The following is a 13,684-nucleotide window of genomic DNA, read 5'->3' on the forward strand; positions in this document are numbered from 1 at the left end:
CATGAAAAGAACTTTTACAAAATTTTCTGTTCTGGCTCTATTTTCTTTGCTTTTAACTAATCTAACATTTGCTCAAGACCTAACTGTTAAGGGTAAGGTAACGGACGGCGGCGATAAGTCGACCATTCCTAGTGTAAGCGTTATAGTTAAGGGTACGCAAATAGCCACACAAACAGACGCATCAGGTGCATACAGCATTAATGTACCACCAAATTCAACATTAATTTTTACATTCATAGGCTATGGAACTCAAGAAATTCCTATTAATGGACGTACATCTATTGATGTTATTTTGGCTTCATCAAACCAAGAATTGGAACAAGTTGTTGTTGTAGGTTACGGAACACAAAAACGAAAAGACTTAACTGGCTCAATTTCGAGCGTAAATGGTGATGAATTAGCAAAGATGCCTGCTATAAACCCTTTAGCTTCCTTACAGGGTAAAGTTGCAGGATTAACTGTTGTAAATTCTGGCGGCCCAGGTTCACAACCTGTAATCCGTATTAGAGGTATTAGTAGTACGAATAGCGCATCTCCTTTATATGTTGTTGATGGATTATTGCAGGAAAATATCGATTATTTGAATCCGGCTGATATTGAATCAATAGACTTATTAAGAGATGCATCATCAGCTGCAATTTATGGCTTAAGAGGTGCAAACGGGGTTATCGCTGTTACAACAAAAAAAGCAGCTCGTGGTCAAACTAGAGTTAACTTCAATTCAAACATTGGTGTTCAAAAAGTTATCAATAAAATTGATGTAACCGATGCTGATGGTTTTAAGAAACTTTATTCTACGCAATTAACAAACATAGGTGCAGCACCATTTGATTTTACCAACTACACAGCTAATACCGATTGGCAAAATGAAATTCTTCGCACTGCGATGATAAATACGAATAGTTTAAGCTTCAGCAATAGTGGAGAGAAATCAACCACCTTGGTTAATTTAAGCTATAATAACCAAGAGGGCGTTGTTAAATATACCAATTACGAAAAGTATGTTCTACGTTTAAGCGAAGAAATTAAAGTAACGAACAAATTCAGATTAGGAGGAGATATTACCGGCTTCTTCGCTAAACCGAACCAAACCTCGATAGGTTTAAATAGCGGTGTTTGGGCAGCTCCTATTGTCCCTGTTCAGCTGAATGAGAATACATATTATTCGATGCCCTCTTTTCAACGTGCTCAGGTCGGAAATCCTGTTTCGGCAATTATGCGTGATGATAGAACCTCAATTAATAAAGTTTACCGTTTCAACGGAAGCATTTTCGGTGAATTAACCTTTCTAAAAGATTTCAAGATTAAATCGACATTTTATGGTGATTTTGGCTTCAATAATTCCAGAGCATATACCAGACCTCCATTTTTTATAGCAAACATTGGTGAAAATGGTGCGCCTATTACAGTTGTTAGGGATGATCAATTTCGCTCAAGAGTTACCCAAAGACAATCCGAATCCCACAGATACCAACAAGACCATACTTTAACTTATGAAAAATCTTTAGAGGGCGGACATAGAATTACGGCCTTAGCTGGTTTTACATCATTGCGTTTTGCATCCTCTAATTTAATGGGTAGCAGAACAGACAGTACATTAGTAGTTCCTGGCGATCCTGATTTATGGTATTTAAATGTTATCAACGTAAATAATATCCTAACAAACGAAGGTGAAGGTAACGAAGAATCGAATGTAGGTGCATTTGCCAGAGTAAGTTACAGCTATAAGGACAAATATTTATTCAACGGAACCATTAGAAGAGACGGAAGTTCTCGCTTTGCTCCTCAAAACAGATGGGGAACTTTTGGAAGCATTGGCTTAGGCTGGGTGGCAAGTGAGGAAGCATTTTTCAAATCTTATGTAAAAGGGATTAATTATTTAAAATTACGTGCATCTTGGGGCCGTCTGGGTAATTCTAATGGTGTTTCACCAAACTTATATCAACAAGGTTTATCTAATGGAGCAACAGCTGTTTTCGGAGATAATGTTTACACAGCAGTACAAAATGCTTATATCCCTGACCCAAATTTAAGATTTGAAATTGTACAAGGTTTAGATTTAGGACTCGATTTAAAGGCGTTAAATAATCGTTTTAGTGCAGAAATTAACGTTTATAACAAAATAACAGATGGTATTTTAACCAGTTTTCCGCTTTTAGCAGGTCAACTACCTTTCTTTACCAACCTTGGTAAAATTAATAACCGTGGTATCGAAGTAAGTTTAGGTTGGGGAGATAAAATTGGAGATTTCACTTACAACCTATCGGGAAATTTTAGCTACAACAGAAACAGAGTTGAATCATTGGGTAATACAACTGAATTTCAAATCACGGGAAATAGTGGCATTAACTTAACTAATTCTGGTCAATCAATTGGTTATTTCTATGGTTATAGACAAATCGGCATCTATCAAACAGCAAGAGAGATGCTTACCCAAGCACAATTCTCTAATTCGCAACTTGGCGATATTGCTTACCAAGATACCAATGGTGATGGAGTAATTACCCCTGCTGATAGAACGTATCTTGGTACTCCATTTCCTCCTTACAGTTACGGCTTGAGTTTAAACCTAGGTTATAAAGGCTTTGATGCATTAATCGAAGGACAAGGTGTAGCCGGCAATAAAATCTACACACAACGCCGTACCGCTAATTTCGCAACGCTTAATTATGAAAGCAATAGATTAAATGCCTGGACAGGTCCTGGAACCTCTAATGTTGAACCGATCTTAGACAATACGAGAGGTAATAATTTTCAATTCAGTTCTTATTTCTTAGAGCCTGGAGATTATTTCAGAATTAGAACTGTACAATTAGGATACACATTTGCTCCTGCTTTAATGAATAAAATTGGCGCTCAAAAACTTAGAATTTATTTAAGTGGACAAAACCTCCAAACCTGGACAAAAGCTACAGGATATACACCAGAGGCACAGATAAGCAGCATATTAGGTGGTGGTGCAGATAACGGTGTATACCCAGTCCCTGCTATTTATTCATTCGGATTGAATGTTACTTTCTAACCAAATTAAAAGCTTAAATGATGAAAATATTTAATAGAAATAAAAGAAACATCGCATTTGGCTTATTGGCTATTATTGCAGTTTCGACAAACTCGGGTTGTCAGAAATTTTTAGACACCCAAAGGCAAGGTGAATACACCGCCGATGATTACCCATACCCTCAAGGCGGAACACCATACGATACATTTTTATTCTCGGCATATAGTGCGCTTAGATCTTACAACTATATTTCTGATGGCTTTATGGTGGCAACCAGCATCAGAAGTGATGATGCTGACAAAGGTAGTACACCTACAGATGGTGGCGCAGATGTAATTGCTATGGATAACTTTCCTGCCCTAACAAATGGAAGGGTTAATACCTTATGGACAGAATATTACACCATGATCAATAGGTGCAACACCATTATCGATCAAATCTATAATAATTCAGAAATTATTGCCAGCGAACAACAAAAAGTTCAGGCTGAGGCAGAGGCCAGATTTTTACGTGGTTATTCGTATTTCTTTTTGGTTAGGGCTTATGGAAGAGTTCCTAAAATTGACAAGGTTTTAGATGTAACTTCTAACATTCCTCAAAGCAGCCCTGAAGTTATATATGCGTTCATAGAATCTGATTTACAATTTGCTGCTGCAAACTTACCGTTGAGCTGGCCAACAAAATTTATTGGTCGGCCTACGAAAGGTTCGGCAAATGGAATTTTAGCAAAAGCCTATCTGTATCAAAAGAAATGGGGAATGGCTATGTCGTTAGCTAGCCAGGTTATGAATTCTGGGCAGTATGATTTAAGTGTATCATACAATGATATTTTTAGCGAAAAGGGTGAAAACAGTAAAGAATCTGTATTTGAAATTCAAGCTACTGCAAGTGCAACTGTTCCGACAAATAATGGTGTACAATACGCAAGTATTCAAGGTACAAGAGGAAATACAACTGAATGGAACAGAGGCTGGGGCTGGAATTCGCCAAGTGCAGTGCTAGAAGCTGCTTATGAACCAAACGACCCTAGAAAAGTAAGAACAATTCTTTACAGTAGTATTGCTGGTAAGGATAATTTTACGCTTTATGGTCAAAAAGCGCCTTTATTTCCAAGCGAAGTACCAAATACGAAATACAATCATAAAGTTTTAGTGAATCCAACGTTTATAGCTGCTTACAATAATAGAGGCGGCTGGTGGATGAATGTAAGGATTCTTCGCTATGCAGATGTAGTTTTAATGTTTGCCGAAGCAGCGAACGAAGTGGGAGGAGCAGCAAATACAACTTTAGCCTTAGATGCGCTCAATAGTGTTAGAACCAGAGCTAGAATTGGTGCTCCAACTGGTACCTTACCAAATATTTCCACAGCAGATCAAAATGTACTTAGAAACGCCATCAGACAAGAAAGAAGAGTAGAATTGGCTATGGAGCACGAACGCTTTTTCGATATCGTTCGTTGGGGTATTGATGCTGAAGCAATGCAAGCTGCAGGTAAAACAGGCTACAACCCTAATCGAGATAGATTATTGCCAATTCCGCAACAACAAATTGATTTGAGTAAAGGTGTGTTAACTCAAAACAATGGTTATTAATTTCAAATTCATATAAAGATGAAAATATACAAATCAAGATATTTACTGATTTTAATCGCAGTATCCACCCTCTTTTCAGCTTGCGAGAAAGATGGGAACCCGAATAATTTACCCGAATTAGATCCAAACGATTATGTGGGAACTGTAGGTGGATTTAAAACATCAGATGAAATATTAAAAGACAATCTGGTTGCTTATTTTAGTTTTGATGATACCTACAATGAAAAATTAACAAATACGGCGCCAACGTCTAAAACAGGAGACTCATTTGTTGATGGCTTTAAAGGAAAGGCCCTAAATTTAAATGCGGGTTATCTTTACTATGCGACTCAGTTTGCAGCATTTAAACAAGAAGCTTTTAAAAGCTTTACAATTAGTCAATGGATACAAATTTCAAATAATGGATCTAAAAGAACCATGTTAACTCAATTTGCAAGGCCGGGCATTTTTGATGGTAACTTGGATATTAGGCTAAATACAAACAGCTATCCGGCGAGCAACATTGATGTATTAAAAATTGGCCCAAGATTTTCGACTATTGGCGGAGGTTCTCAAGATAATTTAAATTCTACCAAAACCCCTAAAATTGGCCCCACAAATTGGGTTCACCTGGTGCTAAGCTATAATGGTTTAACTGGTAGATTTAATATATTAACTAATGGAGAAAATATTGGTAGTTTTTCTGATAGAGGAATCGGAAATAACCTGTTCAAATCTAATGAGCCAAATGAATTGATTTTCGGCGCTAACTATAATCTTATACCTGGTAAATTAATTAATACAAATACAGAGTATGGTTTGATGACTGGTAAAATTGATGAGGTAAAAATCTATAATGCTTTTATGCCTGATGCAGTAGTAAAAGCAATGTACGATTTAACGATCGCTGGAAAATAATTAATGTAATGGAGTCTGTATTTCAGACTCCACTACTATCATTAACCCATCCTAAAGAGGATTAGCACAACCATTCCTGTAAGTTTTAAAATGAAAAATTCATTCTGTTATTCTAATAAGAAATGTTTCCAAAAAGCTTGCATTTACCTCACCTTTAATAGTATTTACTTTCACATCACTACATCATTACCTCTCATAAGGATTTTTTAACCCTTCAAAAACACTTCGTGTACTTTTTACACTTGTGTAGGTGAATTTTATTTATCTAAAACATAAAAACTGCATTTTTAGCCCGATTTCCCATTTGGTATTTCTTTTTGTGATAGTATTTGCTTAATGATGATGTACTAATGTTGAGGTAAGATCACTTGCACAAGCAAAAAAACAACCTCACATTTATCATAACAATTAAACTAAATTTTAATAAAGCATGAAAAGAATTTTTACAAGAATTTCTGTTCTGGCCGTATTTTGTTTACTCGCAATTAACGTAGCATTTGCGCAAAACATTACTGTAAAAGGTATAGTTAGAGATGGGGGTGATAAGACCACTATCCCAAGCGTAAGCGTATTAGTTAAGGGATCAACAAATGGTACACAAACAGATGCATCAGGAGCGTTTAGCATAAGCGCACCAGCAAACGCAACGCTAGTATTCCAATACTTAGGTTACACAAGTCAAGAAGTTGCAGTTGGCAACAGAACTACATTAAATGTAGAATTACAATCATCATCACAACAACTAGAGCAGGTAGTTGTTGTTGGTTATGGGACTCAAAGAAAAGTTGATGTAACTGGATCAGTAGCATCATTAAAAGGTGAGGAAATATCTAAACAAGCATCTGTTAACCCAGTGAGTGCATTACAAGGTAAAGTTGCTGGTGTTTCAATCACAAATACAGGTACACCAGGTGCTTCGCCAACAATTACAATTAGAGGAACAGGAACCATTTATGGTAAAACTGGTCCATTGTATGTTGTAGACGGTGTTTGGTATGACGATATTAATTTCTTAAATCCAGCAGATATTGCTAGTATCAGTATTTTAAAGGATGCATCTTCACAGTCTATTTATGGTATTAGAGCTGCAAATGGTGTAGTTTTAGTTTCGACTACAAAAGGGAAAAGAGGTGATGCCGTTATTAATTACAATGGAACTGTTGGTTTCCAGAAAGTAACCAATCAAGTTGAAATGGCAAACGCATCTGAATATGCAACGGCAGTTAATGAAGCATATAGCTTGTTATCTCCGCCTGCAACGCCACTTTTTGCAAACACAAACTTAGGAGAAGGTACAAATTGGTATGATGTTGTTTTAAGAGATGCATTAGTTACCAATCACCAGCTTTCTATTAGTGGTGGTACTGAAAAATCGAGCTATAATTTATCTTTAGGTTATTTAGATCAAGATGGTATTGTTAAAGGAAACAATTACAAAAGGTATACCGCAAGATTATCGAATGACTTTCAGATTTTTGAGCCATTAAAGGTTGGTTACAATGTTACTGCAACATCAAGCAAATCAAAAGATGCACCATCTGGAATCTTTAGAGCGTTATATGCAGCATCTCCTGTAGTTCCTGTTTTTAATGCGGATGGCAGTTATGGAGACCCAAATGCATTCAACTTGGGTAATGGAAGTAATATGAATCCTCAGGCTACTTTAGATTTTTTTAATCAGAATACAACAAAATATAAAGTTACTGGTAATGTATATGCTGAATTAAAATTTTTAAAAGATTTCACATTCAAAACTAGTTTTGGTGGAGATTTCGGTCAGGAAGAAGTTGTTGGATATGTGCCAGTTTACAAAGCAAGTAATACACAACAAAGCACAAACAGTAAATTAGATATTGATCGTATTGAAAACAGAAACTGGATTATTGAAAACACCTTAACCTATGATAAAAAATGGGATGATCATAGCTTAACTGTTTTAGTGGGTCAAACTGCTCAGCGTAATAAAATGTACACCATAAATGCTGATGCAATGAATGTTCCTTACACTTCAGAAGGCGACTTATATTTACGTTTAGGTGATGCAGCAAGCAGAAGTATTGTAGATTTAGGTGAATTATCAACCTTTGCTTCTTATTTTGCAAGAGTTAATTATAGCTATAAAAACAGATACCTGTTAAATGCTTCAATTAGAAGAGATGGTGCTTCTCAGTTTTTTGGTTCAGACAATGTTTGGGGAAATTTCCCATCAATCGGTGCAGGTTGGGTAATCAGCAATGAAGACTTCATGAAAGACCAAAAGATATTCAGCAACTTAAAACTAAGAGGTAGCTGGGGTAAAGTAGGAAATGCAGGTGTGCCTTTTAATCCATCAACTCAAACAGTTGACCAATCGGCTGCATTAATTGCAATTTTTGGCGGTATTCCTTACACTGGCGCTAGTATCAGAACACTTGTTCCACCAACATTATTTTGGGAGAGAAGTGCAGGTACTGACGTAGGTTTAGAAATGGGCTTTTTAAATAATAGATTAACAATTGAAGCTGATTACTACAACAGAAAAACTGAACAAGCCATCTTTGATATTCCAGTTTTAGGAAGTTTAGGAACAGTTAACAGTTCTTTAATTGCAAATCAGGCTGATATCCAAAATCGTGGATTTGAATTTTTAGCAACTTGGGCAGATAAGACTGAGGGTGGTTTCAATTACTCAATTAGCGGTAACATCGGCATCAATGATAATAAAGTTCTGAATGTAACATCTGGTTCTAATCCAATTTATAAAGGTGGAGCAGGTATTACAAGTGGGTATCTTTCTACAAGAACAGTAAACAATCGTCCAATCGGTGAGTTCTTCGGATACCAGGTTGTTGGCGTTTTTCAAACAGATGCAGAAGCAGCGGCTTGGCCTGGATTTAAGAAAGGTGATTTTAAATACCAAGATACGAACGGTGATGGAGTAATCGATTTAAGAGATAGAGTTGTTCTTGGAAATCCAAATCCAAAATTCACTTATGGTGTAAACACAAATTTCGCATACAAAAACTTCGATTTGACTTTAGATATTCAAGGTGTTGCTGGTGTGGATGTTTTTAATGCTAATTTGAGTAATCGTTTTGGTAATGAAAATTACACTAAAGATTTCATCAATAACCGTTGGAATGGTGCAGGAACATCTAATACTTATGCTTCAGCAAACTTGGCTGGTGGTTTAAATAATGCCCCAAATTCATTTTATGTTGAAAAAGGTGATTATGTACGCTTAAGGAATATACAACTTGGTTATACCTTACCACAAGCTATTAGTAATAAAATGAAGATGCAGAGATTAAGATTATTCTTGAATGCTCAAAATGCTGTTAACATCTTCGGATATAAAGGTTTCAGTCCGGAAGTTGGAGGAACTCCAACAAATGCAGGTATAGATACAAATGTTTATCCATTATTCGCAACCTATAACTTCGGAGTTAACGTAACTTTCTAATTGATATCAAAATGAAAAAAAATATAAATATACAGTCTTGTATCATAGCTACTGCTTTTGGTGCAATGCTACTTACCGCATCATGCAAAAAAGATTTTCTTAATGTTCCACCTCAAGGCCAACAACCATCAGTTACATTTTGGAAAACTCCAGATGATGCACTAAAAGGCGTTAATGCAATCTATGCGCAACTTAGAAGTTGGGATAATGTTGCTTTTAATGCTATTTGTATTGAAAGTACTGGTTCTGATGAAGCAGATAAAGGTAGTACGCCAACAGATGCAACTTTCTTTAATCTTTACGATCAGTTTACGGTAACTTCAACTCAGGGTGCTTTACAAGGTTTCTGGACTGGACAATATCAGAATATTAATTTATGTAATCAGGTTCTTGATAACGTGCCGAACATTACTATGGATGCAACAGTTAAAGCGAGATATTTAGCTGAGGCGAAGTTTATTCGTGCGTATTCTTATTTTAGACTTGTTAGGGCATATGGAAGCGTTCCCTTAAGGTTAAATGTTCCTAAAGATAATTCAGAATATAACTTACCTCAATCGGATAAAGCTGCTGTTTATGCTCAAATTGAAAAGGATTTAACAGAAGCTGCCGCAGTATTACCACAATCATATGCCGCTGCTGATCTAGGACGCGCTACAAAAGGTGCAGCTTTAGGTATGAAAGCTAAAGTTGCTATGTACCAGAAAAAATGGGCGGACGTACTTTCGCTTACCAATCAGGTAATGGGCATGGGTTATGACTTGTTTGCTGATTATGAAAAAGGATTCAGAACTCAGAATGAAAATAGTGTTGAGTCATTATTTGAAGTACAGGCTGAGTTGATTCCAGGTAATCCTTCTGCCTCAACCTCTCAGTATAGCCAAGTTCAAGGTGTAGCTGGAGTAATGGGATGGGGCTTTAACACGCCTTCAGCAGAGTTAGCAGCAGCTTATGAAACTGGTGATCCACGTAGAGATGCAACGATTTTGTTTAAAGGAGAAATAACTCCTCAAGGTGATTTAGTTCCCACAACTGTACCAAACGAACGTTATAATCAAAAATCTTATGTGCCATTTAACACAAGAGTTTCTGGTTTTAATGAAGGTGCTCAACAAAACATCAGAGTTTTAAGATTTGCTGATATTTTATTAATGAACGCTGAAGCAGCAAATGAATTGGGAACTCCGGCGCAAGCTTTAGCTCCTTTAAATCGTGTACGCAGACGTGCTAGAGGTACAAATACTGCAATCTTAGCAGATATTACAACTACCGACCAAGCTGCGTTACGTTTGGCTATCTATAAAGAAAGACAAGTTGAATTAGCGATGGAAAACGATCGCTACTTTGATGTAATCAGACAAGGTAGAGGCTTAGCTGTTTTTGGTCCGAAAGGATGGAAAGCTAATAAAAATGAGGTTTGGCCAATTCCGCAAACTGAAATTGATTTAAGTGGTGGTATGCTTAAGCAAAACCCTGGCTACTAATTAATTTTTGAAAAAGGTTGCCAGCTAACTGGCAACCTTTTTTATATACACTGAAATCTACCTTACAAAAACAACAATGAAACTTACATTCCGCTACATTTTATATATATCGCTAAGCAGCTTATTGATTTCATCTTGTGCTGAAAAAGTAGTTCAAAAGCAAAACTCAGGTTCAACTATTAAAAAAGATTTATCGGACGACCAATTACTTGATCTGGTACAGAAGCAAACTTATAAGTATTTTTATGAAGGCGCAGAACCCATTTCTGGTCTATCAAGAGAGCGTTTCCATAGCGATAATGTGTACCCGCAAAATGACAAAGACATTATTGCTACTGGTGCAAGTGGTTTTGGGATTATGGGCACAATTGTGGCTATTGAGCGAAAGTTTATTACCAGAGCAGAAGGATTGAAACACCTACAAAAAGGAATAGATTTTTTAGCAAAGGCTGATCGTTTTCATGGTGTTTGGCCACATTGGATTTTACCTTCTGGCAAAGCGAAAGCATTTGGCGAAAATGATGATGCTGGCGATTTGGTTGAAACCTCCTTCTTAGCACAGGCTTTGATTTGCGTTCGCCAATATTATGCTAACGGTAATACGCAGGAAAAGGCTTTAGCTGCAAAAGCTGATGAATTATGGAAAGGCATCGATTGGAATTTTTACAGACAAAACAATCAAAATGTATTGTATTGGCATTGGTCGCCAAATTCAGGGTGGAAAATGAACTTTGCCATTACTGGTTATAACGAATGTTTAATTACGTATGTTCTAGCAGCTTGTTCGCCAACACATGGTGTTCCTGCCGAAGTTTATCACGAAGGTTGGGCTAAAAGCGGCAAGATAAATACGAACATCTCCTTATACGGACATCCGGTTAAGTTAAAACATAATGTAGTAGGCGAAAATGTTGGACCGCTTTTCTGGGCGCACTACTCTTATTTAGGTTTAAATCCGAAAGGTTTAAAGGATAAATATGCCAACTATTGGGAAGAAAATAAAAGCCAAACCTTAATTAATTATGATTATGCAATTAATAATCCGAAAGGTTTTAAAGGTTATGGTAAAAATTCATGGGGCTTAACGGCAAGTTATTCTGTTAAAGGTTATGCTGCACACAATCCTCAAGAGGATTTTGGTGTAATCTCCCCTACCGCAGCGCTTTCATCATATCCATATACACCAAAAGAAAGTATGCAGGTCATTAGAAACTTATATGAAAACCTACACGATAAAGTTTGGGGGGAATTTGGATTTTACGATGCTTACAGTGAAACTGAAAATTGGTTCCCGAAACGATACATAGGAATAGATCAAGGGCCAATTGTAGTAATGATTGAGAATGGAAGAACTGGTTTATTATGGAATTTATTTATGAGTGCACCAGAAGTGAAAACCGGATTAACAAAACTTGGATTTGAGAGCCCTGAAATAAAATAAATCATCATTGCTAGGTGCGAAGCAATTTCGGTTGAATAGATTGCTTCATGCTTCGCAATGACGAAAGAACTTTAAATATGAAGAAAACCATACTTATACTTTCACTAATCATCTTCTCTTTTGGTGCTTTTGCTCAAAAACAAAAAACGTATTGTAATCCAATTAATGTTGATTACGGTTATACGCCATTCGAATCATTTACAGAATGGGGTAAACATCGTGCAACTGCCGATCCGGTTATTGTAAATTACAAGGGTGAGTATTTGTTATTCAGTACAAATCAATGGGGCTATTGGCACAGTTCGGATATGTTGAACTGGAAATTTATCGAACGTAAATTTCTTCGCCCCTGGAACAAAACAAAGGATGAACTTTGTGCTCCAGGCGTTGGAATTATTGGCGATACGGTTGTAGTATTCGGAAGTACATATACCAAAAATTTCACTTTGTGGGGTAGTACAAATCCATTGGGGAATGAATGGTTTCCTTTAGTGGATTCCTTAGAAATTGGCGGTTGGGACCCTGCTTTTTTTACCGATGATGATGGTAAATTTTATATGTATAACGGAAGCAGTAACAATTACCCGATGTATGGTGTAGAATTAGACCGCAAAACTTTTAAACCTATCGGTACCCGTATGCCAATGTATTTGCTTCAAAGCTGGCGTTACGGATGGCAACGCTTTGGCGAATACATGGATGATACTTTTCTTGACCCATTTGCTGAAGGTGCATGGATGACTAAGCACAATGGAAAATATTATTTTCAATATGGTGCTCCCGGAACCGAATTCAGTGGTTATTCTGATGGTGTTGTTGTTGGTAGCAAACCATTATTTGATGGAATTCAAACTACACCACAATCCGATCCGCTAAGTTATAAAGGCGGCGGCTTCTCCCGTGGTGCTGGTCATGGCGCTACATTTCAAGATAACAATAAACAATATTGGCACATTTCTACGAGTATTATCTGTGTAAAAAACACTTGGGAAAGAAGAATGGGTATTTGGCCAACTGGATTTGATAAAGATGATGTAATGTGGACCAACACAGCATTCGGCGATTATCCACTCTATTTGCCATCTGAAAGAAAAGAAGGCGGACCAGCTGGACCGGGATGGATGTTAATCAATTATAAAAAACCGGTTACCGTATCATCAACCTTAGGAAGTTTTAATGCAAATAACGCAGTTGATGAAAGTATAAAAACGTATTGGAGTGCTAAAACAGCTAACAATGGCGAATGGATTCAAACGGATTTGGGCAGTTTAGCTACGGTAAAGGCCATTCAAATTAACTATGCTGATCAAGACGCAGAATTTATCGGTAAGCAAACCGGCATCTTCCACCAATACAAAATTTTATCTTCTGTTGATGGAAATAAATGGACAACACTTGTAGATAAAAGCCAGAATAAAACCGATGTGCCTCATGATTACATCGAACTGGAAAAACCTGTAAAAACCCGTTTCATAAAAATGGTAAACATCCATATGCCAACGGGAAAATTTGCCATTAGTGGTTTACGGATATTTGGAAATGGAAATGGTCAAAAACCCGATGCAGTTAAGAATTTAATCGTGTTGCGAACCGAAAAGGATAAACGAAGCGCATACATTAAATGGCAACCCGTTGATAACGCTTATGCCTATAATTTGTACTATGGCACGGCACCTGATAAGCTTTACAACTGCATAATGATACATGATTTTAACGAACATTGGTTTAAGGCGATGGATAGTCAAAAGGCGTATTATTTCTCGATAGAAGCTATAAATGAGAATGGCGTATCATCAAAAACTGAAGTTAAGAAAGTAGACTAGTAAA

General features: G+C 36.8%; 7 protein-coding genes. All 7 read left to right on the plus strand.

Annotated features, from left to right (window positions below):
- Position 1: 1 nt before the first annotated feature.
- The 7 genes from R2Q16_RS00495 (at position 2) to R2Q16_RS00525 (ending at position 13,680) form a co-directional block, all read left to right on the plus strand.
- Entirely contained in the window at positions 2-3,022 is a 3,021-nt protein-coding gene (locus tag R2Q16_RS00495) for a TonB-dependent receptor (protein WP_316734494.1), read from the plus strand.
- A 17-nt stretch (positions 3,023-3,039) separates the two neighbouring features.
- The gene (locus tag R2Q16_RS00500) at positions 3,040-4,593 is read left to right on the plus strand and encodes a RagB/SusD family nutrient uptake outer membrane protein (RefSeq protein ID WP_316734495.1); all 1,554 of its coding nucleotides are present in this window, start codon (positions 3,040-3,042) and stop codon (positions 4,591-4,593) included.
- Between the two features lie 18 nt (positions 4,594-4,611).
- The gene (locus R2Q16_RS00505; protein ID WP_316734496.1) at positions 4,612-5,490 is read left to right on the plus strand and encodes a LamG-like jellyroll fold domain-containing protein; all 879 of its coding nucleotides are present in this window, start codon (positions 4,612-4,614) and stop codon (positions 5,488-5,490) included.
- A gap of 430 nt (positions 5,491-5,920) precedes the next feature.
- The gene (locus R2Q16_RS00510) at positions 5,921-8,932 is read left to right on the plus strand and encodes a TonB-dependent receptor (RefSeq protein ID WP_316734497.1); all 3,012 of its coding nucleotides are present in this window, start codon (positions 5,921-5,923) and stop codon (positions 8,930-8,932) included.
- 11 nt (positions 8,933-8,943) lie between these two features.
- The gene (locus tag R2Q16_RS00515) at positions 8,944-10,416 is read left to right on the plus strand and encodes a RagB/SusD family nutrient uptake outer membrane protein (protein ID WP_316734499.1); all 1,473 of its coding nucleotides are present in this window, start codon (positions 8,944-8,946) and stop codon (positions 10,414-10,416) included.
- 76 nt (positions 10,417-10,492) lie between these two features.
- Positions 10,493-11,857: a glucoamylase family protein gene (locus R2Q16_RS00520; protein WP_316734500.1), complete on the plus strand. Its 1,365-nt coding sequence runs from the start codon at positions 10,493-10,495 to the stop codon at positions 11,855-11,857.
- Positions 11,858-11,934: 77 nt separating this feature from the next.
- Positions 11,935-13,680 (plus strand): family 43 glycosylhydrolase, encoded by a 1,746-nt coding sequence (locus R2Q16_RS00525; RefSeq protein ID WP_316734502.1) that lies wholly within the window; start codon positions 11,935-11,937, stop codon positions 13,678-13,680.
- Positions 13,681-13,684: the final 4 nt, after the last annotated feature.

It is taken from the genome of Pedobacter aquatilis, from assembly GCF_032678425.1.
Lineage (GTDB): Bacteria > Bacteroidota > Bacteroidia > Sphingobacteriales > Sphingobacteriaceae > Pedobacter > Pedobacter aquatilis_B.

What these genes read in the sequence shown, in the direction of transcription:
- R2Q16_RS00510 (WP_316734497.1), top strand. Translation starts at nt 5,921, where the DNA reads ATGAAAAGAATTTTTACAAGAATTTCTGTTCTGGCCGTATTTTGTTTA.
- R2Q16_RS00495 (WP_316734494.1), top strand. Translation starts at nt 2, where the DNA reads ATGAAAAGAACTTTTACAAAATTTTCTGTTCTGGCTCTATTTTCTTTG.
- R2Q16_RS00505 (WP_316734496.1), top strand. Translation starts at nt 4,612, where the DNA reads ATGAAAATATACAAATCAAGATATTTACTGATTTTAATCGCAGTATCC.
- R2Q16_RS00520 (WP_316734500.1), top strand. Translation starts at nt 10,493, where the DNA reads ATGAAACTTACATTCCGCTACATTTTATATATATCGCTAAGCAGCTTA.
- R2Q16_RS00525 (WP_316734502.1), top strand. Translation starts at nt 11,935, where the DNA reads ATGAAGAAAACCATACTTATACTTTCACTAATCATCTTCTCTTTTGGT.
- R2Q16_RS00500 (WP_316734495.1), top strand. Translation starts at nt 3,040, where the DNA reads ATGATGAAAATATTTAATAGAAATAAAAGAAACATCGCATTTGGCTTA.
- R2Q16_RS00515 (WP_316734499.1), top strand. Translation starts at nt 8,944, where the DNA reads ATGAAAAAAAATATAAATATACAGTCTTGTATCATAGCTACTGCTTTT.